Genomic DNA, 26,735 nt, shown 5'->3' with positions numbered 1-26,735 from the left:
CTTTGAGTGGTTAACAAGGGTTTGTTTATTAGCCAATCGGTATGGGCTGCTCGGCTTAATAAGCCGAGCAATTAACCCTATCTTTATCGTGAGTCCGTGTTTGAGTCAGTAACTACAAATGAGTCAAACTCGGGGGGCTTAATGAAACGTAACGTGTGTTGGAGCGGGCTTGGCCTTGTTAAAGGCTTCACTGCCCCTGACAAGCTCGGTTGTTTTAAGGTGTTGCTCAAGCCAACTCTCTTGCTCCCAAAGCATGTGCATGATCGACTCCTTGGCCTTATAACTATGACTTTCATAAGGCAGAGTCACTAATCGTGCTTGGCCACCGAGTCCTCTGATCGCTTTAAATAGTCTTGCCGATTGCATTGGGTAGGTGCCAGAGTTTGAGTCCATTTCACCATGCATCAATAGCAGTGGTTCATCGATTTTATCTGCATGGGTAAAAGGTGATATTTGTTGATATAGGCTAGGGGCTTCCCAGAAATTACGTTTCTCATGTTGAAAGCCAAATGGCGTTAAGGTGCGATTATAGGCACCACTTCGAGCGATACCAGCAGCAAATAAATCTGAATGCGCAAGCAGGTTTGCGACCATAAAGGCGCCGTAAGAGTGTCCGCCGATAGCCACCCGTTCTCTGTCAGCTACTCCCATCTCGACCAAGGTATCAATGGCGGCGCTAGCGTTGGCGACTAATTGATGACGGAAACTGTCATTAGGTTTTTCATTCCCCTCACCGACTATCGGCATGGCAACCTTATCGAAAACCGCAAAACCCTTAGCCACGAAAGGCACCGGGCCTTTAGGGCTAATCTGGTTATATTGATTGGGCGAGTAGTTGATCTGGCTGGCGACCTCTGCATTTTTGTATTCACGTGGGTAAGCCCACATGAGTACCGGCAAAGGACCGTCATCTTTGCTATAGCCAGCTGGGAGATAAAGTACGCCAGATAAGGGGAGGCCGTCATCACGATGGTAATTAATCAGTTGCCTGCTCATGCCTTGGTAGGCGTTTAGTTTATTTTGATTTTGGTACAGTAGCTGCTCGCGCCCCGAGTCGACATTAAGCATTACTAGGTGGGACGGCGTATCAGCGGTTTGCCTGCTAATGATAAGTGTTAGTGGTTTGAGGTTGACAATATATTTGATGCTTTCTAGCTGTAGAGGTGATGACTGCCACAGCGTTGTTGAATCATTGATTGCCAATGATGTTTTATCAATAACGAGGGGGGATGACTTTAAAAATGGCTGGTAACCCTCAGGGGATGCCCCTAAACCATAATGTAGCAGTCCGTTATTATGCAGCTTGATAACTCGGCCTAAGCTTTGACCATTGAGTTTTGCAGTCTGTCGATACAATTGGCCTGGGTCTTTATAAGTGTCGCGAATTGCCTTTTGGTACCAAAGCGCGAGTGAGTTATCACTGGCTTTTGAGGTATCTAAAAGACTTACTCGCATCTGTTTTTTATCTGATTGGCGCTCTGTGATAAGTGCCATGTTTTGCTCTGCCCACTGTATCTTACTTATGCGCCATGGCGTTTTAGTTAATGCTATTGCTGGTTGAGTAAAGGGCGCCTCAAGCTGTAGCAGCTCATCACGATAAGCGGTTTTTATGCGGCTATCACCTTTATCTAAGGCTTTAACAAAGGCGAGACTGCTGGGTTTATCGCTGCGCCAATGGATCATGCGTAGCCCTTTTCGCACTGAGTCACTGCCCGGTGGTCGATATTCACTGCTCTCTAATTTGGCAAGGGTTTGCAGTTGTTCTCCTGCGCGATTAAACAGCTCAACCGTTTGCGCAAAATCGTAATATTTCACCATATAGGAGAAAGGTGCAGAAATCCGCTTCACGATCAGGTATTGATCATCAGGCGACAAGCTATAGCTAATATTGATGGCGGGTTTGCCGATTGGAGTGATCTTGCCATCAAGGGCGATAAAACTCAGTTGGCTGGTGGTTAATGCTGAGAACTCTGCCTCATCCTGAGGGTTTTGCAATAGATCTTGATAGGTTCTACGAGGCGCTTTTTGCCCAGAGGTTTCGCTTATGTTGGGCGCGATAGGCGTGTGTTCTGATTCTAACAAGGAGGCTGTGACAGCTAAGTTAGTAAACACTCCCTTACTGTCATTTTGCCAGATGTACTTAAGCCCTAAAGTGGCATTGAGGCGCTGACTCGTTAGTTTGTGGCTGTGGCCATTTTTGATGTCGTAAACATAGATATTCGCGCCGGCTTGAGTAAGGCCAATGTAGCTTAAGTAGCGGCTATCTGGCGAAAAGTTCACACTGGCAGCTTGCATCCCCTTGGGTAAATGAATCTTAATAGGTTTTATTGCGGCGCCTTGCTTAGCAATATTGATAAGCGATATAGCGATATAGCTATATTTAACTCGGCTAGGTGTGAGTTGAGCCGTAGACACTCTAAGGCCTGCGAGTTTTCGCTCGCTGCGCGACAGTGCTTGAATTGATAAATGTTTTCTTGGGGTCAGTACCGCCAGCCATTGTTTGTCTTGAGATAAGCGAGTACTTACATTTTTAGTTTGCTCAACCACATTTTGCAGTGCCTGACTCGGTAATTGATAGCTATTGCTCAACGCATTTGAACTGAATAATAGCAGGCTGCAAATGGCTATCAGGGCATTCATTAAGAGCGGGTTTAGAGACATTCTTATCTCCTGATAATAGGAATAGTGACGATGTTCGTGGCGATAAAGATAAGCGCCCAACATTGGGCGCTTATTTCTCGTCATAAAAGGGAGATTTACGTCCAAACAACCTGAAGACACAACTTCAAGTCGTTTGGGTAACTACTTGTTTATATATCTACGAGATTAAAACTTCTGAGAGTAACCAATGAACAGACTACGACCAGTATTTGAATAACTGCTGTTGTCATCTTCATAGAAAGGCCAGTCATTGTGCTTGTCGTTACGCTCATCGTACAAAGGTGGCATTTCATCGGTTAGGTTTTTAACACCTGCCGTGAATCGACCTTCCCAAGGTGCGTAGTAGCTCAAGGTAATGTTGACGACTTGATAAGCATCTAGCGTATCAGTGTAATCATCTTCCTCATACTCTTCGCCATCGGCATCGATAAGGGTAAAGGTGTCAGTTCCTTTTGCTTCACCAGTGTAGTAGTAAGCAACCGTTGCGCTGAAGTCTTCATAATTCCAACTTAGGCTCGCATTACCTTTCCATTTAGGGAAGTAATCGGTCTCTGTTTGCTCTTCAATTTCGCTATCGACGCGCTCTTGGTACTCTTTCTTAATTAGGTAAGAGGCAGCAACTTTAAATTTAAAATCTCCAATAGCAGTTTCTGGGAATTGGTAGTTAAAGCTAGTATCAATACCTTCAGATGCTTCATATGCACTGTTGATTGGACCTTTACGCATACAAGAGATGTTCTCAATATCATCATCATCGAGTTCTGTTAGGTAACCGACAACATCCATTTGGTCACAGCTAGTGTAGTTGCCTGTTTGCTTATACTTGGCTTCGTCGTCTAACATCTCATCGGTTGAGATCGTTTTTACTGCTCCATCAAGTTCGATGTTCCACCAGTCAACCGTGATGTCTGCGTTGTCGGTAATATTAGCGACCACACCAAGGTTCCAGAACTCACCCTTTTCTTCTTCAAGGTTGACATTACCTGAGCTTATGCTGCTGTAATTATCTTCATATACCTCATCTGGAATGGTTGGATGCGGGTATGAGGTAGAACCGTAAGCTCGAGTGAGGCCTGCGTATAAACGGTGCATGTCTGGTGCTCTAAAGCTCTTACCCCAGTTGGCTCGAACCATGACTTCATCAATCGGACGGTATGAAAGTCCAACTTGTGGTGTGGTTGCGCCGCCTACATCTGAATCATCTAAATATTGGTCGTAACGCAGTGCTGCAGATAGGTCTAGAGACCTAACCCCCGGCATATTAGCCAGTAGTGGGATCTGTAACTCACCCGCTACAGCGACGCGGTCACGGTCGCCCTTACCACCGGTACCACCCATACCGATATAACCGCCGCTTGAAGTCACTTCATCTAGGGTATCTTCATAGCTTTCACGTGCCCACTCGGCTGTAGTTGCAAAGCCTGCGGTTCCGGCCGGTAACTCCATTAAGTCTCCGGCAAACACTGCCTGGAACTGGTGCATACTAGAGTCTGAATTTTTAGTCGAATCACCAATAAGCATATTCGCTTGCTCGGTCGTAAGCTGATTATTTGGGTACCACTTAGCAGCATCTGTGTCATTTGGGTCGAAAGTGACAATGTCTAGCAGTGCATCCGCTTTCACCATATGATGATTTTGCTTCTCGTACTTGTTGTAGCTGCTTGACCAGGAGATATCTAACTCATAATCACCAATATTACCGTCAGCGCCAAATGAGACCGATGCCTTAGTATTTTGGGTATCGTAAGTACGTGGACCGTCAAACTCCTCCATACGGCGACGCATCTGGAATTTGTTGTAATCGTCAAATTCGTACTTGTCGTAGCTCATTGCACCAGTGGCTTCGTCTTCATATATGTATGCACCGAAACCTTTTTCATCTTTGTACTTGGTGGCTTCTTTGTATGATGCGTTGATCATGCCGTAAAGCTGCCAATCATCATTTAAGTCGTAAGTAGAGTTTAAAACTAAGTTTACGCGGTCATAAGCAGATTGCAGGCCGCGGTCAGCATATTTGTCATAGTAACAATCGTAAGAACCCGCTGGAGTGTAGATGCCTTTATCACCAAATAGGTTGGTGCATTGTGCTTCATCGACAGGGCTATATTTGTCGCTGGTATACACTTTACCGTAGTCACGAACCCATGAAGCCCAGCTAGATGCTGAAGCGTCACCATATGGGCCAGCGCCCCAGCGAAGGTCACCGTCTTCATCTTCATAGTAAGCTGGGCTGTAAAGATCATCACGTTGGTAGGTTTGAATTGACTCTACTTTCTTGTATTCAAGAATTAATAGCGTCTGGCTCTTATCGGTATTAAAGCCCTGCAGGTAAGACAGATCGAGTTGCTCACCACCGCCTTGAGTTGGATCATTATATTTAGCTGAAACTTTCGCGCCTTCGTACTCTTTTTTCAGAATAATATTGACTACACCACCAACGGCATCTGAACCATAAATTGCCGATGCACCACCGGTTAGAATTTCGATGCGTTCTACTGCTGCTGTAGGAATGTCTGATACATCAACAAAGTTTGAGGTGCCACCTGCAGCGCTTGGGAAAGAGGCTTGACGGCGGCTGTTGATAAGAACCAAGGTTCTGTTGGCGCCCATACCACGTAGGTTAACTGAGCTAGCACTGTCTGTGAAACCATCGCTCTCACCATTAAGTGAACCACCAGTGTTAGCGACAGATGATTGCAGTACTTCTGAAATAGAGTTAAGACCGCTGTTGGCAATGTCGTCGGCTGTAATAACAGTAACAGGCAGGACACCTTCGAAATCAGCACGTTTAATACGTGATCCTGTTACCTCAATTTTTTCCATCTCTTGATCTGCTGCTTTCTTATCTGCGGCTTCAGCCGCGAATAAAGTTGATGGTGTTAGCGCGGCCATACTGATGGCCAGGCTTAATGCTGAAAGTTTCATCTTAGGTTTCATCTTAGGTTTCATCTTAGGTTTCATCTTAGGTTTCATCTTCGATTTCATTGATTGCAGTCCTTATTTTTATAATTTTCCCAAACACGTTAATCATTTTTTTGTAAAATCTCAGATGATTTAAACGCGTCATTCCAGGGATGAATACTGTCGATTTTCCAATTTATCTACTGCTGGTTATCAACTGCAACCATTTGTAATTAATTTGTAAGTGAACGGCAATCGGTGTTGGGTCGTTTATTTGTTGTTTATATGTCTATTTAATCTCTATTGCTTTTACTTTCACTGGCTTAGCGTGTATTTTGGTGCTGTTGTTATCGCAATATCTATGTTGAATAGATGTGAGTTTTAGGTCGGGTTTGAGATTGTTGATGACAGAAATATGAGCGGTAGCAGGAGTATTAATGAGAGAAATAAAAAAAGAGGCCATTTTTAGATTAGGACTTTGTGAGGTTAACCCTAGCGATAACAGTCTTAATTTTTTTGATGCGGCATTGACTGACGAACCTTCAAACAAAGTCTCCATTCAGCCAAAATTTATTGAAGTATTAAGCTATCTTGCTCGGCAATACCCTAAGGTCGTGACTCGAGAAGAGCTAATAGACAATATTTGGGAAGGTAATAGCTATGTTGGCAGTAAAGCATTAACTAATGCTATCTGGCATCTACGAAAACAGCTTAATCAAGGCAGTGTTCAAAGCAGTGATAGTGAGCAAGTTATAGAGACTGTACGTAAGATGGGCTACCGTTTGTTGCTTGAGCCCCAGTTTAGCGATGCTGACTTAGTCGATGAGCTAGACCTGTTTTTACAGGCTCAATTGAAGATTAGCCGTTTAACCCAGTTTAATCAAAGGTTGGCATTTGCTGGTGGGCTAGTTTTAGCTTTAATAGCAATATCTTGGGGCTATCATTTATATCAAGACAGTATTCGATACGTGCCGACAGTTAAGCAAAATTTAACCTCTGCTGCGGGATCTGAGCTTTACCCTGCGGTTTCCCCCGATGGTCGTTGGCTAGTGTATGGCAGTCGTGGTAATAACAAATACGCCAGCCTTTATCTTAAAGATCTGCAAAATCCTACCGAAACGCCAAAACGACTGACTTCAACAAAAACAGCAGAAATTAGAGCTGTTTGGAGTGCTACTGGCAGCGCGCTGTATTATGGTTCAGAGCATCGCAGTGAGGATAAGTGTTATTTGACTCAGCTTGACTTAGACAGTAATGAAGCTCGTAAACTCGGTGATTGTTACACCTATAGTTCGGCTATCGATATTGCTCCAGACGGTGGTCGCCTAGTGTATATCTGGGACGGGGGAGAGGGATTTGGTTCGGGTCTTTATGAGTTGTCTCTACTCACCCAAGGCGAAGAGCCTAAACGCTTATCTTGTACTGAGAATTGCAGCTACCGAGACCGAGATGTGGCCTTTAGTCCCGATGGCAGTTGGCTCGCTGTTGCGCGCCGATTTGGTAACATTTCGGAAGATATCTTTATACTACATACCCAAACAGGCGAGGAGCAACGCTTAACTTATGGCTTGGAAGATATTCGTGGCCTGAGTTGGCATCAAGATAGTGAGCGCCTGATTTTTAGCACAGAAAATTCAGGGGTCAGAAATGGCTATATAGTGGGCATTGATAATAAACAGATCTTGCCGTTAGATGTGGAAGGTATGAGCTACCCGCGCTCAATCCCTCATAGTGATGAGCTGGTCTACTCCAACTATATGCGCGACTATCAGGTGGCTTCGTTTGCACTAGAACAATCGATTCCCACAGCAACCTTTCCACTGTTACAAGTTGAATACAGCTATCGAAATCCAGATTACTCCTCGGTCACTAAGCGAATTGTCTATGTGTCCAACGAAACTGGGTTTAATGAGATCTGGAGCAGTGATGCAACAGGTCAGCAAAGGCGTCAGCATACTGACCTTAAGCGCCGCGTGGCTTATCCAAGCTGGTCCCATGATGGCACTAAGGTGGCCTTTTTAGCACCGGATGATAAAAATGAGGGCAATAAAATTCATGTGTTAGATATGAATACCTCTAATATCAGCATTCTTGCGACGCCGTACCTTGATCATAACCGTCCAAGTTGGGGCTGGAATGATGATATGGTGCTGGCAAGCAGTAAAGATGGCATCACTGAGTTCTATCTTGATAACCGTTTACCTCAGGTGATAAGCCCAATCGATATGCGTTTAGGCAAGATGATAGCAGAAGATAAATTAGTCTTTACCCAGCTTGGGAAAAACGGTCTGTGGATGCTGTCGCTGACAAATCCTGGTGAGTTAAACGAGCTGATCAGTGCCAATCATTTCGGAGAAGGCTATAACTGGGTCGCAACCGATAAAGGGGTTTATTTTAGAAAGAGTCGTAGTGGATTTCAGCTCATTAATTTTTGGCGATTCAATACTGGGCTTATCACGCCTATTTTGAAGTTACCATCGGGCAGTATTCCACGCTCAGGAGCGATGACTTATATCAGCAGTAATAACAGCTTGCTGATGACCTTATCGCAAAACTACAAGCGTGATGTGATAAAGCTACAGCATAAGTTACTGTATTAAATTGAATTGCAGGCAGATTAAAAATAACATTAAGTCGTTTTTTTGCAGTAAGGATAGCCAGTACAGATGAGCGTACTGGCTAATTGTATAGACTAATTCTATTCGCTAACTTTATAGGATAATAGATTAATCTGCAGGGTGGAAAGAGCCTAGTATTGCTTCTCTAGAGGCGCCGGTCACCGCAGGTAAGTTGCCCGGTAAACCATTGTGGTGTCTCATCGCCAGCCAAGCAAAAGCAATGGCTTCAACCCATTGTGGGTCCATACCTAGCTCTGCGGTCGTGACCACCTTGTAATTGGGGAGCAGCTTGCGTAAGCGGTGCATTAACTCGCAATTATAGGCTCCGCCGCCACAGACATAGAGCTCAGCATTATCTGATAACAATAAAGCGTCATTGGCGATGCTGTAACAGGTTAAATCAAGCAGGGTAGATTGAATATCTGCTTCAGTTAAATGACCAAATTCAGATAATTGCTGTTCGGCCCAGGCTTGGTTAAATAGCTCTCGCCCGGTACTTTTAGGCGCTGCAAGCGCAAAGTAGGGGTGTGACAGTAGATGCTGCAGCATCTGTTGATCCGTGGTTCCTGACTTTGCCCACTCGCCATCTTTATCAAAGGGTTGTCCAAGCTGATGCTGGATCCAGGCATCACTTAAGCCATTACCCGGGCCTGTATCAAAACCGGTGACATCTTGAGTGTTACCCGGCAAGAACGTCACATTAGCAATGCCGCCGATATTGAGGATAATGCGTGGGTGGTTTGGGCTAGCAAACACGTGTTGATGAAAAGCGGGCACTAAAGGTGCACCCTGGCCACCAAGAGCCACATCTTTACGCCTAAAGTCAGCAATCACATTTATGCCAGTTTCAACAGCAATAGTATTAGGATCGGCGATCTGTAGGGTGAAGCCCATTTCAAGATTAGGCATGTGGCGTACGGTTTGCCCATGGCTACCGATGGCAATGACCTGCGACTTATCGACGTTGGTTTTTTCAAGCAATGCATTGACGGCCTTGGCGAATAGTTTTCCCATCGTGCGGTCGAGGTGACCAAGGCGGTTTATTTCATCGTTACCCGGTAGGCAAAGCTTTTGTAGGCTAATGAGTAAAGCACGGGGTAACTCTTCTGTATGAGTTGCAATAAGCCTTGGCTGGTCATGGTCAAAGTTCACTAGAACCGCATCAACGCCGTCCATACTGGTGCCCGACATCAAGCCTATGTAATAACTGTTATTCATCGTATTGGACCTATAAACCTAATGGGTACTTGTTGCCAGCAACGAAAAAAACGCTGGCAGTGTTAATGAGAACAGCAGCGCTAATGCGCTGCAATCTGTACCTGTTTGTTATGTTCAAGCTCTGCCATCATTGTCTTACTAAGCGTAGCAAATTGGGCCTTTTCTTTCTTTGCGATAGGCTCAGATTTAGGCAACTTAATGGTGCGAGGATTGCGGTGAACGCCGTTAACGATAAATTCATAGTGAAGATGTGGGCCTGTTACCCGGCCTGTGGAGCCAAGGGTACCAATAATCTGCCCCTGCTTAACTGATTGTCCGGTTTTTACATTACGCTTGGTCAGATGAAGATACTTGGTGGTATAGGTATCGTTATGCTTAATAAACACATAGTTACCATTGTATTTATTATAACTAGACTTAATAACTCGGCCGTTACCCGCCGCTTTAATCGGAGTTCCAACAGCGGCAACGTAATCAACACCTCGGTGGGCCTTAACCTGGCCCGTTACTGGATGCAGTCTACGGGGGTTGAAGCTTGAGCTGACATATTTAAAGTCCACCGGGGAGCGCAAGAAGGCTTTACGCATGCTGCGGCCCTCTTCTGAGTAGTAGGTACCGTCTTTATACCTAACCGCGGTATAGCGATCGCCTTGGTTGGTAAATTCGGCCGCCAGAATATTACCGTTTTTTAAGAACTCGCCATCGGCATACTCTTCTTCAAAGATCATCGCAAACTGATCGCCTTTACGAAGATCTAAGGCAAAATCGACATCCCAGCCGAAAATGGTGGCTAGCTGCATGATTTGATTTGGCGTCAGTCCTGCGTTAACTCCTGCATTCCAGAAGTTATTCTCAATGGTCGCACTGGCAAATTTAGAGCGCGCTTCAACCTTTTTAGTGACAATGTGCTCTTGATAACCGCTTGGGGCATTATCAACGATTAGGGTGGTGATTTTGTCGAGATGATACCTAAGTTGAACCAGTTTGCCGTCTTCACTTTTAGCAATAACTAAATTATCGCCAGGCATGATTTTCAGTAGATTTTTTTTAGCTTTAGGGAGCTGGGTGACATCATAGACATCTTTTGCCGTTAAGCCTGCACGAGTAAACAGTGCTGCTAGAGTATCGCCACTTTTAACTTGGAAACGTTTTTCGTTTAATGTTGGCGTAACAGCAATGGCAGTAAGGGGCTTCTCAGACGCTTGAGCGAGTGGCTGCTTATTGGTTTGTTCGAGACCGTTCTCTATGTGAGTGGCTATACGGGTGTTATTGTGCTCAGTCGGGGTCGACTCGCTCATCGCTGCCGATGGTGGTGTTGGTTTTCTAAAAGCCAGCGGCACGTCATAACGGGTATTAACGTCATATTCGCCATTTGCTGATGGCGTTTGCTTGGACGCTTGCACATCATCGGACGGCAAAAAAATAATGATTAGCGTGACAAAAACTAAACCGCACAAGAGCATTTGATGTAATTTTGGCAGTAATTTAAATAAAGTTATAACCTTTCCCATTGACCTTGATACCAAATTCACTCTTTCTTATTGATCCCTTTAGTGTACACACTTTCATTTGTGCTTGCTAACAAGTAACATGAGTGCCCATATTTTTTTGATTAGGCTCCCAGGAGTAAGCGCCGATATGGCTGATTTAGAGCAAGCATTAGCAGAAATAAAACGTGGCACCGACGAGATATTACTCGAAGCGGATCTACTGGAGAAGTTGAAAGAATGTCGCCCGTTAAAAATTAAACTCGGTGCCGACCCAACCGCTCCTGATATTCATCTTGGCCACACGGTTATTTTGAACAAGATGCGTACCTTCCAAGAGCTAGGTCATGAAGTGATCTTTTTGATTGGTGACTTCACTGGTATGGTCGGTGACCCAAGTGGTAAGAACAGCACTCGTCCACCATTAACCCGTGAGCAAGTGCTTGCCAATGCTGAGACTTATAAGCAACAGGTTTATAAGATCTTAGATCCAGCTAAAACCCGTATCGAGTTTAACTCTACTTGGTTAGAGCCGCTTGGTGCTGCCGGTATGATCCGTCTTGCTTCACAGCAAACGGTTGCCCGCATGATGGAACGTGACGACTTTAAAAAGCGTTATGGTTCAGGTCAGTCAATTGCGATCCACGAATTCATGTATCCATTGCTACAGGGTTATGACTCGGTTGCACTAGAGGCTGATGTTGAGCTCGGTGGTACTGATCAGAAGTTTAACCTGCTGATGGGCCGTGAATTACAAAAATCTGCGGGTCAAAAGCCACAGACTGTGATCATGATGCCACTGCTTGAAGGTTTAGACGGCGTTAAGAAGATGTCTAAGTCAGCACACAACTATATTGGTGTGAGCGAGCCTGCAGGTGAGATGTTCGGTAAGATCATGTCGATTTCAGACGTGTTGATGTGGCGCTACTTTGAGCTACTGTCTTTCCGTCCGTTGACTGAGATTGAGCAGTTTAAAGCAGACGTCGAAGCGGGTGCTAACCCACGTGATGTGAAGATTGCACTGGCTAAAGAGATCATTGCACGCTTCCACGACGAAGCGGCAGCTGAAGCTGCGCATCAAGAGTTTATTAGTCGCTTCCAAAAAGGCAATATCCCTGATGATATCGAAGAGTTAGAGATTGCTGCTGGTGACGGTATTGCGATTGCTAACTTGCTAAAAGAAGCTGGGCTTGTCAGCTCGACTTCTGATGCAATGAGGATGATTAAGCAAGGTGCAGCTAAGATTGATGGCGATAAGATTGAAGATACTCGTCTTCAACTTAATGCCGGTACCTCAGCGGTATTCCAAGTGGGCAAGCGTAAGTTTGCTAAAATCACTCTGGTGTAGAAGCATTAAATCAGAGGGCTGCGCTGCGAAACCTATAAACATGTTTAGATAGTGTGCCCCTGTTTAAAAAGCTAAAGCCATTAACTTGTCGTTAATGGTTCTGTGAACAGCGGTCTGTGCCAAAATGCAGGCCGTTTTTACATTGCCAAGTTAACCTTGCCGCATCTAAAACCCATTTATCTTTGTGTTTTTCCATCGAAATAATCAATAACATCTTAGGGTGTTCGCCTTTTGCCGCGCTGACGTTATACGTCACCACTTTGCCCTGGTATTGTTTAACTTTAGCGAGCAAGAAGTTAGTCCCTGCATAGTGAGCCGAAATCGATTCTGGTTGCGTGCTCCAGCTGCGTTTTTGGTGCTGGGCGATCTCAAGTTTTTGATTAAACTTAACGATAGGTTGGTCCGCAAAAGACACCACTATGGGCTGCTCTAGCGCAAAGGCGGAACCACATAGCAGTGGAAGCAAGATAATAATAGCTCGAAAAGCATTGATGACACTCATAACAACCTACGAAATACAAAGTACCTAATACTTTGACAGGTGAACGCAGAAAAGTTTCCACGTTGCGAGTAAATTGTGAGCTGAGTCGGTAAGTTATTGCGAGTTAAAACGGCTGTGAGGTTTAAGGGTTACTGAACAGAGAGTTGATCCGACATGGTTTGATAGTCCATCAAATCTTGATGCTCTTTTACCCGCTCATGAGTCATGTCTAAGCTTAGCGTTGTAACACCTGGAATGGCGATATTAATGATGCGCCCAGGCTTTCCAAATTGCTCGCCAGGCCCCTTGTAACGGTAATTACCTATCAAGACCACGAGTGAGCCGGAGTTAAACATATGCTCAATGTTAAAGTCATATTCAAGTACGCCGCTGTGGGCTCGTTTTAAAAATTGTAGAATGTGGCGTTTGCCAGTGTATTTACGCCCGGCCGTTTTATCGTTAAACACGCTATCACGATTGTAAAAAGCGCTCAGGCTAGAATAATCTTGATGAGTCAGCGCCTGAATATACTTGATCGCCAACTGCTGCTCTTTTGGCATGTCGCCAACATTAGCGAAAGCCGGAAAGCTAAACAGTACAAATACAAAACTCAAAAAAGCTAATCTCATTATTGTGGTGTCTTTAAATCAAAAGCAGGTAATGAAAGGTGCCAACGGATTGCCGCTAATCTAATCACGAGTGCGGTACTCATTGCAAATAATAAAGCAAACATATCGGCGGCTCCCCAATGTAGGCTAATGGTATAGCAGATCCCGCCCATTATCGATGCGGTTGCATAAATCTCAGTGCGAAGCACCATAGGAACTTGCTGACAAAGCAGGTCGCGAATAATACCACCGCCTACACCAGTGATTAAACCCATGATCACGGCAGTCATACCGCTGAGTTCTAAATTTAGTGCTTTCTCTACACCAATTACAGTAAATAGCGCCAATCCGAGCGCATCGGCAACAGGTAAAATATAGCGTGGTACTCGTTTAGGCTTACGTACAAAAATAAAGGTCAGTATCACGGTAATTAAAATCACCGTAATGTAGTTAGGGTCCTGGATCCAAAAGACGGGGGTGGCGCCCAACAGGGCGTCACGAATACTGCCACCGCCAATGGCGGTTACCGACGCAAGTACCAGTACGCCAAAGGGGTCCATTTTGTGCCTACCGGCAGCGAGTGCACCTGATAATGCAAATACTGCTGTACCGCAAAGGTCAAAAAAATAGATCCAATCGATCATTTATCCAACTCTTGTAGATGAATATTAAGTGCATCGACAGAGATACGAATTTCAATCACTGAAAGCAGTAGTGAATATAAGAGTAAGAATAGACTACAACCAAAGATAAACGCGCCGACTTTGTTAAAGCCAACGTAGATAAAAATCATGCACAGCACACACAGAGCGAAGCTTAATGCTCCAGACTCTTGCATACGCTTAATGATGCTAATTCGCTGACGAAGGTTTTTTAATTGGCTATGGTTTATGGGCTTGCCATCAGCGCTCAAATTACGGATAAGTGCCGCTAACGAAAAGAAACGGTTGGTATACGCCAGCAATAGCAAAGAGATGGCAGGAAAGAGTAAAGCAGGCGTGGTTAGCGAAACATGAATATTATCAAACAATGGATTCAGCCCTAAAATGAGTCAACACAACAAGTTTAAAGGATGATACCAACGCCAACAATTTATACAAGATGATTACAATCCGCAGGCTAAATAAACAGCGGTAAAGTGGGGTAATTAAATAAAATTCAATGCTTAGGTTTATAAGCCAGCGAAATCACCCCTGCATTACCCGTAACAGTGCCCATATTCCCGGCAAGACGACAATAGCCAAAGCCCAAAGGCTAAAGGCGATTGAGTTGAGTTTAATCGCGCGAACTAGATCATTTTCATCGGGGAGAGAACCGTAAGACACCTTCGGGGTATCTACCCTAAGTTCTTTAAATTTAATTGGTCCGCCAAGTTCAATCGCTAATGCACAGGCGACAACTTCGCAGGTTTGATATTCATTTAATGGGGTCGTATTCACTTTTGGGCGAAACAGGGTCGCAAGGCTTTTTGGGCCACCTTGAATGGCAAGGCTTAGGCTCCATAGTTTGGCTGGAATATAGTGGACTATAGTACTGAGTATATATATAGGCATACCAAAGAAGCGGTAAAGTGGATTATAAACCGGCCAGCAAAACTCAAGCTGTTTAATCATTCTTGCCACAATGAGCAGTGGGATGCCGCCAATAGCATAAAACAAGATGGCTGAAACAGTACCGTAGATTGAAGTGGTCGAGAGTCGTTCGATAGCGGCCTTACACAGACCAACGCTAGAAAGAGAATAGGTGCTGCGATTTAGCCAAGGCTCTAAAAGGCCACGGGCTCGAACTTTATTGTCCCCTTTAATCGAGATCATCACTTCATTGGCAATATAGCGAAAATGATCGTCCTGCAAGCACAGGTAAATCACCACGGCTTCAAAGAACCAGGGGAACTCAGCGAGTTCTATCAGAAAACTTATCACTGCCCAAAAAGGAACGATTAACAGTAACATGGCTAGGGAGCCGGCGATTAACTGCTGTGACGGGGCGCGGTCGACATGGTTAACTTTAGTGCTTAAGTTTTTAGCCACTTGAGATAACCATTCAAGTGGCTGCAGATTGCGCGGAAGAGGGGCAATTCGTGCCAACAAAATTGACATTAATAACACTAAGGCTCCAGTGTAAAGCTGACTATCTTGAGAAAAGATTTTAGTAAACTCTGGCACCATATCGCTGCGCTATCCTTATATTTTAGAGCTTTGCGTTACGTAGCTTATTAAAGCTGCTCAAGCAGAGCGATAACCATCAATGCTGAGTGATGACCTGCTTTTACAATGTACTCGTCAAAATCCACAGGCGAGTCGTTGTTAGCATTGTCAGACAGTGAGCGGATAACCACAAACGGTACGCTAAACTGATGACAAACTTGCGCGATTGCAGCGCCTTCCATTTCACATGCTGCCATTGTTGGGAAGTTCTCAAGCATGGTCTTAGTGCGCAGCGGATCGCAAATAAAGCTATCGCCAGTACAAATCAGACCTTCAATCGCTTTTACTTCGCCAAGGCTAGCAACCGCTTTTTGTGCTGCTGCAACCAATTTTGCATCAGGGATAAACGCTGCAGGTTGCTGCGCCATCTGGCCAATTTCATAACCAAACGCAGTTACATCAACATCATGGTGACGCACTTCAGATGAGATAACGATATCGCCAATGGCTAAATCATCAACAAAACCACCGGCTGAGCCCGTGTTAATAATGGCATCTGGCGCGTACTTTTCGATAAGTAGCGCAGTCGCAACACTTGCAGTGACTTTACCAATACCAGAGCGAGTGACGATTACGTCTTTACCCGCAAGTTGACCCGCAACAAACTCGATACCCGCAATGGTTGTAGAGCTTGGATTTTGCATCGACTCAACTAAGTGCGCAACTTCTGGCTCCATAGCGCCAATAATACCGATTTTCATGAAATGACCTTTTTACTACCTGAATGAATATGGGCGCTAATATACCACGGCGCTTTGCGTTAGTGAAAAAGCCTTGAAGGTAAGATGAGAGGTGGCGTGTAGATTGTTTCACTTTGGTCACAGTGGTAGGTTTATAATATTCATTACAGTCAATCATTCTTCATCTTGATTGAAAAAGGGATTTTAGCGAAATATGGTACCATTTCCGCAGTTAGAGACCGACAGGCTAATGTTAAATCAGCAAGTGCTTGCTGATTCAAAACTTATTTTACAGATGTTTTCAGACCCCGAAGTGATCCAGTTTTATGATTTAGATTTTAGTCATGAAGCGCAAGCCGTTGAGTTAATCAATAATGATACTAAGCGCTTTGAACAAGGCGAGGGTATTCGATGGGCCATTCGCGATAAAGTAACCCACAAGCTTTTGGGGGGATGTGGAATTAATCGCTTTGAATGCAGTAACCATGTTGCCGTTATTGGATATGAATTCTTTAAAGAGTATTGGGGCAAGGGTTATGCAACTGAGGCAATAGCTAAACTTATCGAGTTTTCATTTTCTGAGCAGTGCCCTGAGCATGTCAATAAAATCGAAGCCTATACCATGATTGGTAATCATGGCTCTGAAGCTGTCTTGAAAAAGTTAGGTTTTAAATGCGACGGTATTTTAAGAGAGCATGGTTATTGGAAGGGTGCTTACCACGATTTAAACGTATTCTCTTTGCTAAGATCTGATGCAGTTATAACCTGAATCATTTTGTTGATTACATAATCAGGGCTAAAAAGATTTTTTAACTAGTTTACAAGGAGGGCCAAGTGAACCTAAATCAAGTTACCTTGCCAGTAGACAATATGCCTCAGGCGGTACAATTCTATTTGACCTTAGGGTTTGAGCTGATTGTCGATACGCCGCACTATGCGCGTTTTGAGTGTCCAGAGGGGGAGGCAACATTTTCGTTGTCTTTGGAAGAGGGTGATTTCGGTAATAATAGAAAAGCCTGTGGAGCCATAATCTATTTCGAACATGAGAAGCTCGATGAGTGGGTTAGCGAGCTAAAGCAAACGGGCATTGAGTTTGCTCAAGAGCCAACGGATCAAGCTTATTTGTGGCGTGAGGCGGTATTGCACGACCCATCAGGCAATAAAATTAAGCTCTACTGGGCGGGCGAGAACCGACTGAATCCGCCGTGGCGAATATGAACAGTTAGATAGAGATTGAGAGAAAAATGCAAATCAAACTAGGCTTATTACGTGACGAGCAGGTGCTGTCACTATTAAAAGAGCACCATCAAGATATGGCGTCTCACTCTCCGCCTGAAAGTGTTCATGCACTCGATGGTTCTGGGCTGGAAGCTGACGATGTCAGCTTCTGGAGCCTTTGGGCATCAGCTCAAGATAATAATGAGGGGGAGCAACTCGCAGGTTGCGGCGCTCTAAAACAACTGGATCGTACCCATGGTGAAATTAAGTCGATGCGCACATCCACTGATTTTTTACGTCAGGGTGTTGCACAACAATTATTAGCGCACATCATTGCAGAGGCGAGATTACGAGGTTACCAAAGACTCAGCCTTGAGACCGGCTCTATGGCAGCGTTTATACCCGCCAAGAGGTTGTATGAGCAATTTGGTTTTAGCGAGTGCGCGCCGTTTGCCGATTATAAGCAAGACCCTTACAGCAGCTTTATGACATTAAAGCTTACTTCACTTTAGATAAAGGTTAGAGCAGGCATCTGTTAAGTTTGTTCATCTGCCTGAATTTGGCCCACCAACAGCACTGGGGCGGCGTCGAGCTCTTCGGCGTCCATCATGGCGGCAATGCGCTCAACTGATGACAACAGTTGGCTTTGCTCCCACTGTTCAAGATTTTGATAGCGTGTAATAAAGTGCTCTTGTAATGGCTTAGGCGAGCTGCTCAGTAATGCTTTACCTGCCTCACTCAGTGATAGGATAACTTTGCGTTTATCGGTCTCGCTGCGTGTTCTAACGACGAGTTCACGGCTTTCTAGCCGATCAATAATTGTTGTCACAGTTGCAGGACTGAGTGCGACCTCTTTAGCGACGTCTTTTGCTAGCGGAGTTTCAAGCTGTTCAATACTTTGCATCACCATTAGCTGCGGACCCGTTAAGCCAGATTGCTTGTTGAGTTGGCGTGAATGGATATCAATAGCTCGGATCACTCGGCGCAGTGAAATCAATAATTGTTCGTACTTTTCCATCTGTTTTCCTTGGCCAAAAGGCCTTTGCCGGTATGCTTATACTGATAGGTATTAATGAGCGAATATGATTGTCTTTTATCGCTGTAATTAAAATAGTGCGGTACAACGACCAGCGTTATACCGCACTATTTATGCTAGGTGCAAGCTTCAGTGTGCGACGAGTCCTTTAGAAGTTAAAGGTTCTTGCAACCGATAACACGGCGCGAGTATCGGCTGTGTCTATGTCCATGCTGGTATCTTCAACGGCTAGGTTAAAGTCAAACCCTTTCCAGCTTGTCATGTATTCTGCGCGGTAATGGTTATAAGATTTATTGCCATCCCAAGACCACTTGTTCACATCCGTTGATGTTGAACGGTCAAAACTGATACGAATGTCGTGACCTTCGGCAATGCTAAATGTGTGCGCTGCCATCATGATGTAATGACCCGCATCTACACCGAAGTAATCCCATGTGTACCAGAAGTTGAGCTCTGTTTGACCAACCGATGACCCATAGCCAAATTTAGTGTATACCTCTGGATACTGGTACTCATCTGAGAACGAGTCACCATGGTAAGTGTAATAAGCGATACCGGCATCGAGTGATACGCTTTCGCTGAGCTGGAAGAACATTCCGCCGTAAAAATCGAGTTCTAACCAGGTGTCATCGCCTGAACCGTAATCAACGTTCGATGCCCAAGTACCCACATACCAACCCGCATCGGCGGCGTAATCTAGGCTTGCCTGCAAAGCAGGGCCATTATCTGTTTGGCTTACACCGTTAAAGGTGTAGTCAGAAGTGGCATTAATCGTTGAGCTAACACCGGCTATAGCCGTTGTTGGCAATGCGATTAGACCCAGTAGCGCTAGATTTTTAATTGTTGTTTTCATCATTTGTCTTTCTTTTCCTTTGTTTCTTTTTAGTTAGCTAATTCAATTTTGCTAAAATCAATTTTGTTTTCTGTTGGTGAGTGCTCAATCGCAGCCACTTTCTTATACTTAGTCGCTAAGATGTAACCAAAGCAGCCTAAAATCAGGCCAATAGCTAGGGCACCAACCCACTGAATTTCTAGGAAGTTAAGCTGGAATAACAGAGTGAGGCCACTCATTAAGACGAGATTACCTAAGATGTACTTAGCCTTGCCAAAGCGCTCAACGGTTAGGTTTAGGTTATCTGTGTAGAGACGAATTAACGAGTCGAGTGAGTTAATCACAAAGGTGACACCAACCATCACCATAGCGAGGTTATAGAAGCCTGTGGTGGCGATCTCATTGGCGCTGTAGTAGTACAGAACGGTAAACCACACGGCAATTGGCAAGGATGGGAATACCATCATGGCAATCAACACTTGATAGGTCTTCATACCGCCAACAAAGCGTGATGTGAACTGACCGATCATGATGCTCCAAGCAAACCACCAGAATAGGTAGAACTCGTGGTAATCGTTCATCGGCAGTACGAAGTGATGGATATTGCCAAAGTAGTCACCAATTAAGGCAAAGGTATTGACGAATTCGCCCACGCCCGACTCTTTTGACATAAACGCCCCAGCCCACATCAGTACGATTAAACCTAAGAATAACCAAGTACTTGCTAAGCTGAGCAGGCGTACATAACGGATACTAGTGCTTGAATATACGGCCGCAGCAATAATCACAAATACAATCAGATAAAAGCTGCTGACTATCGACTCACCATCGCCCATTTCTGGCAGATACCAAGGTAAGTTGGTTAACAATAGATATGCGGTAAAGGCACAGGTGCCGATAATCACTAAGTTATTAATGAACTTAATCACTGGAATTTCAAAGAACTTCACTCTTGGCTCGATCACACAAAAATAGAAGCAAGTTAAGAAGTAAAATGCCCAAATTAAGAATGCCCAAAAACCAAACTCAATCGCCAATGGATTGGTAAAACCATACTCAGGGCTCGCGCCTAAGTCTGCGTAGCCTGCAAACTCGGTGAGCGGGAACATGATTAAGCCAACGTCCAAACCTGAAGTAAACAGGATGGCGATAAAGGTAAAGGTACGCACCGGCGTGACACCGACACATTTGACGTTACCCCAGCGGTAGATCACAAAGGCAATGGCTGCGAATGTGAATAATATCCCTATAGTTAGCCAAGTGGTCATTTTTGAACTCCTGACTTATTTGTAGTGTACAACTCTTGATTAAAAAGCATGGTTATCCCTTGTTTTTATTATCGTTATGCCCGCTTTTAGCCAAATTTTGGCTGCAAAAATCCCTCAAGCCTTAATTGCCGCTTTTACGACAGTTAAGGTTTGATAAATTAAACGTGGCGATTAGTGCCATTTAGCCTCAGTGGCTTAGGCTGGCTACCTATACGTAAACAGTTTGAAGAGGCGGCAGAAGGATTGCCGAACATCTTCATCTCGTTTGTGGAGGGGCTTGGCTTAGCGCTAGTCGCGTCACAGTTACTGACGCGTCCTACTAGGCCGAAGCGATTATCTTGCTGGTGGTCGTAGCCTTTGCTGCTGTTGCCAATCTTGGCTGATGATCACTTCTGCTGTGCTTGGCGCGAGTGGCGTATTACCTAAGATTAAGTCGGCAGCGCGCTCGGCTAACATGATCGTCGGCGAATTCAAATTGCCATTGGGGATGGTCGGGAAAATAGAGGAGTCAACCACTCTAAGATTCTGCAGCCCATGGACTCGTGTTTCAGAGTCGACAACAGCCATGGGATCTTCGCCCATTTTGCATGTGCAAGAGGGATGGTAAGCGCTCTCAACAGCGCTTCTTACAAAGCTGTCTATCTGCTCATCTGTCTGTACCTGAGTTCCCGGTTGAATTTCTTCACCGCGGTATTCATCGAGCGCAGGTTGATTGATGATTTCACGGGTTAGACGCACGCAGGCACGAAAACCTTCGATATCGTCTTGATGAGACAGGTAGTTAAATAAAATGCTGGGTGCCTGCTTAGGATCATCTGAGATGACTTTGACACTGCCGCGACTCTTGGGCTTATTGTGGCCAATGTGCACCTGAAAACCATGCCCGGCAAACGCTTCTTTGCCGTCATAGCGCATCGCTGCTGGCAAGAAGTGATATTGCAGATCTGGCCACTCTAGCCCCGCCTTTGAGCGAATAAAGCCGCAAGACTCGAAGTGATTGGTCGCGCCTAAACCAGACTTGTTTAAGATCCAGCGGCTACCAATAAACAGTTTGTTAAGTGGGTCTAATTTGCCGTTAAGCGATATCGGCTTTAGGCACTTGAACTGGAAGTAAAACTCAAGATGGTCTTGCAGGTTTTCACCCACACCCGGCAGCTCATGTACTTGCTCGATGCCTGCCTTGGCTAAGGTATCAGCCGCTCCAACACCTGATAGTTGCAGGATATGCGGTGAGCCGATTGAGCCTGCGGACAGCACTACCTCTTTGCTGGCGTTCACATCAAGCATTTTTCCTTTACGCTCAAAGCGCACACCCACGGCTTTGTTCGTTTCACCTTGCTTGGTTGAAAACAGTACCTTGTGCACCTGAGCATGGGTGATAACCGTTAAGTTTTTACGCTTCATCGCAGGTCTTAAGTATGCATTGGCTGTTGACCAGCGCACGCCATTTTTAACCGTCATGTGCATTGGGCCAAAGCCCTCTTGCTGGGCGCCATTATAGTCATCAGTTGCCATGTAACCGGCATCAACACCCGCAGCAACAAATGCCTTGTATAGCGGGTTTTTCATGTTGTTGCCGTTGTTAACACCGAGTGGACCGTCAATGCTACGATAATCATCGCCGCCAAATGCCCAGTCTTCCGCTTTTTTGAAATATGGCAGGCAATGGGCGTAATCCCAGTCTTTTGCACCGTGCTGTTGCCATTCATCAAAATCGCGAGCATGGCCACGTACATACACCATGCCGTTAATCGATGATGAGCCACCTAGTACCTTGCCGCGTGGGCAATGCATACGGCGATTATCGAGATGAGGCTCTGCATCAGTTTCAAACTGCCAAGCGTACTTTTTAGTATTCATGGGGATTGACAGCGCAGTAGGCATCTGGATAAAGATGCTTCTGTCGCTACCGCCAGTTTCAAGCAGCAGCACACGATTATTGCTATCGGCTGATAGACGGTTGGCTAACACGCAGCCTGCACTGCCTGCGCCAACGATAATATAATCATATTGTGAATTATTCGTCGTCATATCAGCTCCTTAAAATGGACTTTCAAGAGGCTGCATACCAACGTATACGGCTTTTATTTGGGTATAGGCTTTTAGGGTCTCACTACCGTTTTCACGGCCAATCCCTGACATCTTATAACCCCCTACTGGCATTTCAGCAGGTGAGGCGCCATAGGCGTTGATCCAGCATATGCCAGCTTGCATCTGGTGAATAACGCGGTGGGCACGAGTAATGTCTTGGGTAAATACACCAGCGGCAAGTCCTAAACGGGTATCGTTAGCACGGCGAACCACTTCCTCTTCATCACTAAAGGGCAGCACTGACATTACAGGGCCAAAGATCTCTTCTTTACTGAGTGTCATCTCATCAAGGCACTGACCAAAGATGGTTGGCGCGACAAAATAGCCATTAGGGCTATTTTCTGGTGTTAGCGCATGGCCACCCGCTAATAACTCGGCACCCTCTTTTTTACCTATCTCGATATAGCTCAGTACTTTTTCTTGGTGGGCCTTTGAGATCAGCGCGCCAAAGTTAGTGGCTGGATCCATAGGATCGCCACAGATGATATTGTTTTGAGTGCGTGTTAGTAGCTTTTCAATAAACTGCGGGTAGATATCTTGTTGCACAAATACGCGCGTGCCGTTGGTACAGATCTCACCTTGGGTGTAGAAGTTGCCTAACATGGCTGCTGAAACGGCGTTATCGATGTCGGCGTCATTGAAGATAATTAGCGGTGATTTACCACCAAGCTCCATGGTGACTTCTTTGAGTGAACTTGCCGCTGCAGCCATCACTTTTTTACCTGTGCCCACTTCGCCAGTGAATGACACTTTGGCAATGTCATCATTGTTTGTGAGCCAAGCGCCAACCCGACCATCGCCTTGAACAACGTTAAACACACCATCGGGGACACCTGCTTCGGTAAAGATTTCGGCTAGCTTTAGCGCTCCTAGCGGAGTTTCTTCCGATGGCTTAAAGATCATTACATTACCGCAGGCCAGCGCGGGAGCGGCTTTCCAGCAAGCGATTTGTAGCGGGTAGTTCCATGCACCAATGCCGGCGCAAATGCCCAGTGGCTCTCGGCGAGTGTAATAAAAGTCATCACCCACAGTTTGCTGATTGCCTTCAATACTGGGGGCAAGACCGGCAAAAAACTCAATGGAGTCTGCGCCTGTGACAACATCGACCACAGAGGCTTCTTGCCAAGGCTTGCCTGTATCTTGAACTTCGATGGCTGCTAACTCATCGTTGCGCTGTCGAAGCAGTGCTACGGCTTTAAGTAGAATGCGACTACGTTCTATGGCGGTCATTTTTGACCAGGTTTCAAAACCTGCTTTAGCGCTTTCAATCGCAGCTTGTTGGATTGTTTCATCGGCGACTTCGACTAAATAATTCACCTCTCCATTAGCTGGATTGATAACTTCGAAGGTTTCGCCTGTGGTATTTTTGAGAGCTTTGCCGTGAATATAATTGCGGTAAACGACTAGTGACATCGGGTTTCTCCGTACTGCATGATCACTGCCTCGATAAAGGCTTTAGATAGAATTTGGGCCTGCTGAAACTCTTTCTCTGGAGTAGGGCTTAGCGCACTACGTAGCCAAAAACCATCGATCATCGCGGCTGTCTGCTTGGCCGCGGAAATGGCGTTGGCTTTAGGGAGGAGTTGTTTAAAAGAGAACAGAAGGTTGCTGTATAAGCGCTGGCTATTAATGTGTTGTAGCCTAGCAAGGCCTGGCTCGTGCATGGCTTGTGACCAAAAGCTTAACCAGGTTTTTGTTGCGGGTTTTGAACGCTGCAGCTCAGTAAAGTTGGCTTCAACAATGGCGTGCAGTCGCTCTAGTGGTAATAGTTTTGTGCCTGCGGTACGGCTCAATAATGCTTGTTTTAGTTGATCTAGCAGATACTTTTGCGTTGCTTCAATCAGTCCTTGTTTACCGCCGAAGTAATGACTAATTAGCCCAGAAGATAAACCTGCCAAACCGCTGATAGTATTGATAGTCGTATTGTGCAACCCATGACGTTCTACAGAGACAAGAGTGGCTTCGATGAGCTGTTGTTGGCGGACGGTTTTCATTGGCGGACGGGGCATATAAAAGCAAATTCCTGAATTTAATTCTTATTGTTATTTTTTGTTTACTCTTGTGAAGAATTTGTGCTTTTGAATGTTGATTGAACGTTCAATTAATAACAACTCTAATGGTTAGAGCTATAACGATCAAGCTTTATCGGGAAATGAGAACTGCTTCACAGATTTAATTTAGTGAATTAAGCATGTGGTTAGTTCCTCTCAAGTTATTGTTTATATAGTGATAAATCACCAGCTTTAATTTTGCTTAAACAGGTCAGACGAGCTAAAACTAATTTTGAATAAAAATTAGTTTTAGCTGTAATCGTTATTAAAGTCGCCTGGTTTGGGGCAAGTGGTGAAGCTGATAAATTTGACGCTTTGCTTTGATAGTGCTCTTTTCTGGTAGCTATTTAACGTATAAGGATTTTGGTGGGACTGGACGGGGCTGAGAGTGATAGAGATTAACAGACTGCTAAAAATAGCAGGCAAAAAAAGGCGCTCCACTGGGAGCGCACAATCATAAGCGCATAATTACAAGTAACTAGGTATACATCTCTTAAATACATGAGGCTTTTAAGCCATCATTTTTAAAGATGATTTAGCTTTTTAAGTAATTTACTCTTATAAGTAATTTACTCTTATAAGTAATTTACTCTTCTAAGTAATAGTGCTCTTCTAGATATTTAGTCTTCTAAGTAATTTAAAATGCCCATGGCGGCATCACGGCCCTCTGCGATAGCTGTAACGACCAAGTCAGAACCGCGCACCATGTCGCCCCCAGCAAACACCTTAGGGTTACTGGTTTGAAATGGATTATCGGCGACTTTTGGCGCTTTGACTAAGCCCCAGTCATTAAGCTCAATGTTGTAGTCATCAAGCCATTTTGCTGGGCTCGGTTGGAAACCAAAGGCGATAATGATGGCATCGGCATCAAGCACCTGTTCACTGCCTGCTATAGGCTCTGGGCGGCGACGTCCACTGTCATCGGCTTCACCGAGCAGGGTCTCGATAAATTCGATCCCCACCACATTACCGTCGATGGTTTTAATTTCACTGGGTTGACGATTAAACAGAAACTCAACACCCTCTTCGCGAGCATTTTGCACTTCACGCCGAGAACCGGGCATATTCTCCTCATCTCGGCGATAGGCACAGATGACTTGCGTTGCACCTTGACGTACTGCAGTGCGTACACAGTCCATTGCAGTATCACCACCTCCTAGCACGACGACGCGTTTGTCTTTTAGGCTGAGGTAGGGATTATCTAAGCATTCAGTCCCCATGACATTATGGGTATTACCAATTAAGTAAGGCAGTGCCTGATGTACGCCACTTGCATCTTCCCCGACAAGATTGGCTTTCATGGCGGTGTAGGTACCCATGCCAAGAAATACGGCGTCGTACTGTTCAATTAATTGCTTAAAGTCGATATCTTTGCCTACAGTGACACCTAATTTAAACTTGATGCCCATACCCTCAAGTACATTGCGGCGAATTTGCATCACCTCTTTATCGAGCTTAAATGACGGAATTCCATAAGTGAGTAGGCCGCCAATCTGCACGTTTTTATCAAACACTACAGCTTGAATACCGTTGCGAGCTAAAATATCGGCGCAGCCAAGACCCGCAGGTCCTGCGCCGACAATTGCCACTCGCTCTTTACGTGGCGTAACCATTGACATATCGGGGCGCCAGCCTTGTGAGATGGCCGTATCGGTAATGTACTTTTCAACATTACCGATAGTCACAGCCCCAAACTCTTCGTTAAGCGTACAAGCCCCTTCACAGAGCCTGTCTTGTGGGCACACTCGGCCGCAGATCTCGGGCAGGGTGTTGGTCTCGTGGACCAAATCAGCCGCTTCCATAATACGTCCCTGTTTGGCCAGTTGCAGCCAGTTGGGAATGTAGTTATGCAGTGGGCATTTCCATTCACAATAGGGGTTACCGCAATCTAAACAGCGGTCAGCTTGCTCTTTCACCTGTGGTTGGGCAAAGGGCTGGTAAATCTCAATAAACTGCGTTGCACGTTGTTTAGCTGCATGTTTAGTTGGGTCTTTACGCCCAACTTCAAGAAACTGAAAATCATTGCTCAT

General features: G+C 45.2%; 22 protein-coding genes. 5 read left to right on the top strand and 17 right to left on the bottom strand.

All coding sequences use genetic code 11. The features are described from left to right. Nucleotides 1–138 precede the first annotated feature (138 nt). Together ACVBIO_RS05885 and ACVBIO_RS05880 are read right to left on the bottom strand one after the other, a co-directional pair. Nucleotides 139–2,661: a prolyl oligopeptidase family serine peptidase gene (locus ACVBIO_RS05885; RefSeq protein WP_447168815.1), complete on the bottom strand. Its 2,523-nt coding sequence runs from the start codon at nt 2,659–2,661 to the stop codon at nt 139–141. Nucleotides 2,662–2,826: 165 nt separating this feature from the next. Beyond that, on the bottom strand, nt 2,827–5,646 hold the full coding sequence (locus ACVBIO_RS05880; protein ID WP_447172185.1) for a TonB-dependent receptor domain-containing protein: 2,820 nt from the start codon (nt 5,644–5,646) through the stop codon (nt 2,827–2,829). Nucleotides 5,647–5,999: 353 nt separating this feature from the next. Between ACVBIO_RS05880 and ACVBIO_RS05875 the strand changes: the two genes are divergently transcribed. Continuing rightward, nucleotides 6,000–8,162 carry a winged helix-turn-helix domain-containing protein gene (locus tag ACVBIO_RS05875; RefSeq protein ID WP_447172184.1) on the top strand — a complete coding sequence of 721 codons (2,163 nt, stop codon included), beginning with the start codon at nt 6,000–6,002 and terminating at the stop codon, nt 8,160–8,162. 126 nt (nt 8,163–8,288) lie between these two features. On the opposite strand, the gene ACVBIO_RS05870 is transcribed toward ACVBIO_RS05875, so the two are convergent. Next, on the bottom strand, nt 8,289–9,398 hold the full coding sequence (locus tag ACVBIO_RS05870; protein WP_447172183.1) for an anhydro-N-acetylmuramic acid kinase: 1,110 nt from the start codon (nt 9,396–9,398) through the stop codon (nt 8,289–8,291). 80 nt (nt 9,399–9,478) lie between these two features. Then, nucleotides 9,479–10,909 (bottom strand): peptidoglycan DD-metalloendopeptidase family protein, encoded by a 1,431-nt coding sequence (locus ACVBIO_RS05865; protein ID WP_447172182.1) that lies wholly within the window; start codon nt 10,907–10,909, stop codon nt 9,479–9,481. A 127-nt stretch (nt 10,910–11,036) separates the two neighbouring features. On the opposite strand from ACVBIO_RS05865, the gene tyrS reads away from it, so the two are divergent. Continuing rightward, entirely contained in the window at nt 11,037–12,233 is a 1,197-nt protein-coding gene (tyrS, locus tag ACVBIO_RS05860; RefSeq protein ID WP_447172181.1) for a tyrosine--tRNA ligase, read from the top strand. Nucleotides 12,234–12,324: 91 nt separating this feature from the next. On the opposite strand, the gene ACVBIO_RS05855 is transcribed toward tyrS, so the two are convergent. The 6 genes from ACVBIO_RS05855 to ACVBIO_RS05830 form a co-directional block, all read right to left on the bottom strand. Beyond that, on the bottom strand, nt 12,325–12,735 hold the full coding sequence (locus tag ACVBIO_RS05855) for a hypothetical protein (RefSeq protein WP_447163735.1): 411 nt from the start codon (nt 12,733–12,735) through the stop codon (nt 12,325–12,327). Nucleotides 12,736–12,863: 128 nt separating this feature from the next. Beyond that, entirely contained in the window at nt 12,864–13,343 is a 480-nt protein-coding gene (locus ACVBIO_RS05850; protein WP_447160386.1) for a nuclear transport factor 2 family protein, read from the bottom strand. Then, the gene (locus ACVBIO_RS05845) at nt 13,343–13,966 is read right to left on the bottom strand and encodes a trimeric intracellular cation channel family protein (RefSeq protein ID WP_447160387.1); all 624 of its coding nucleotides are present in this window, start codon (nt 13,964–13,966) and stop codon (nt 13,343–13,345) included. Before ACVBIO_RS05845 ends, ACVBIO_RS05850 begins: the two co-directional genes overlap by 1 nt. Continuing rightward, the gene (locus ACVBIO_RS05840; RefSeq protein ID WP_447160511.1) at nt 13,963–14,340 is read right to left on the bottom strand and encodes a DUF2721 domain-containing protein; all 378 of its coding nucleotides are present in this window, start codon (nt 14,338–14,340) and stop codon (nt 13,963–13,965) included. Before ACVBIO_RS05840 ends, ACVBIO_RS05845 begins: the two co-directional genes overlap by 4 nt. A 169-nt stretch (nt 14,341–14,509) precedes the next feature. Beyond that, nucleotides 14,510–15,490: a cobalamin biosynthesis protein CobD/CbiB gene (locus tag ACVBIO_RS05835; RefSeq protein WP_447172180.1), complete on the bottom strand. Its 981-nt coding sequence runs from the start codon at nt 15,488–15,490 to the stop codon at nt 14,510–14,512. A 47-nt stretch (nt 15,491–15,537) separates the two neighbouring features. Next, nucleotides 15,538–16,230 carry a 5'-methylthioadenosine/adenosylhomocysteine nucleosidase gene (locus ACVBIO_RS05830; protein ID WP_447172179.1) on the bottom strand — a complete coding sequence of 231 codons (693 nt, stop codon included), beginning with the start codon at nt 16,228–16,230 and terminating at the stop codon, nt 15,538–15,540. A gap of 229 nt (nt 16,231–16,459) precedes the next feature. On the opposite strand from ACVBIO_RS05830, the gene ACVBIO_RS05825 reads away from it, so the two are divergent. From ACVBIO_RS05825 to ACVBIO_RS05815, 3 genes are all read left to right on the top strand, one after another. Next, a complete protein-coding gene (locus ACVBIO_RS05825; RefSeq protein WP_447172178.1) occupies nt 16,460–16,978 on the top strand; it encodes a GNAT family N-acetyltransferase in 519 nt (172 codons plus the stop codon). A gap of 65 nt (nt 16,979–17,043) precedes the next feature. Beyond that, entirely contained in the window at nt 17,044–17,427 is a 384-nt protein-coding gene (locus tag ACVBIO_RS05820; RefSeq protein WP_447172177.1) for a VOC family protein, read from the top strand. A gap of 26 nt (nt 17,428–17,453) precedes the next feature. Beyond that, complete coding sequence (locus ACVBIO_RS05815; RefSeq protein WP_447163731.1) at nt 17,454–17,939, top strand: GNAT family N-acetyltransferase; 486 nt, start codon at nt 17,454–17,456, stop codon at nt 17,937–17,939. A gap of 23 nt (nt 17,940–17,962) precedes the next feature. Here ACVBIO_RS05815 and ACVBIO_RS05810 read toward each other — a convergent pair whose 3' ends face one another. The 7 genes from ACVBIO_RS05810 to ACVBIO_RS05780 all read right to left on the bottom strand — a co-directional run bounded on the left by ACVBIO_RS05810 (nt 17,963) and on the right by ACVBIO_RS05780 (nt 26,735). Continuing rightward, nucleotides 17,963–18,445, bottom strand: coding sequence for a MarR family winged helix-turn-helix transcriptional regulator (locus ACVBIO_RS05810; protein WP_447160392.1), 483 nt, complete (start codon nt 18,443–18,445; stop codon nt 17,963–17,965). A gap of 166 nt (nt 18,446–18,611) precedes the next feature. Further along, a complete protein-coding gene (locus tag ACVBIO_RS05805; protein ID WP_447163748.1) occupies nt 18,612–19,316 on the bottom strand; it encodes a TorF family putative porin in 705 nt (234 codons plus the stop codon). A 29-nt stretch (nt 19,317–19,345) separates the two neighbouring features. Further along, nucleotides 19,346–20,563, bottom strand: coding sequence for a BCCT family transporter (locus ACVBIO_RS05800; RefSeq protein ID WP_447172176.1), 1,218 nt, complete (start codon nt 20,561–20,563; stop codon nt 19,346–19,348). 333 nt (nt 20,564–20,896) lie between these two features. Next, nucleotides 20,897–22,594, bottom strand: a complete 1,698-nt coding sequence (gene betA, locus ACVBIO_RS05795) for a choline dehydrogenase (RefSeq protein WP_447172175.1) — start codon at nt 22,592–22,594, stop codon at nt 20,897–20,899. A gap of 9 nt (nt 22,595–22,603) precedes the next feature. Then, nucleotides 22,604–24,067, bottom strand: a complete 1,464-nt coding sequence (gene betB, locus ACVBIO_RS05790; protein WP_447172174.1) for a betaine-aldehyde dehydrogenase — start codon at nt 24,065–24,067, stop codon at nt 22,604–22,606. Next, nucleotides 24,058–24,663, bottom strand: coding sequence for a transcriptional regulator BetI (gene betI, locus ACVBIO_RS05785; RefSeq protein ID WP_447172173.1), 606 nt, complete (start codon nt 24,661–24,663; stop codon nt 24,058–24,060). Before betI ends, betB begins: the two co-directional genes overlap by 10 nt. A 662-nt stretch (nt 24,664–25,325) precedes the next feature. Further along, nucleotides 25,326–26,735 carry an FAD-dependent oxidoreductase gene (locus tag ACVBIO_RS05780; protein ID WP_447172172.1) on the bottom strand — a complete coding sequence of 470 codons (1,410 nt, stop codon included), beginning with the start codon at nt 26,733–26,735 and terminating at the stop codon, nt 25,326–25,328.

The organism is Shewanella sp. 0m-8 (genome assembly GCF_052977265.1).
The sequence above is the reverse complement of the archived record's forward strand: the minus strand, read 5'-3'. Positions and strand labels throughout refer to the sequence as shown.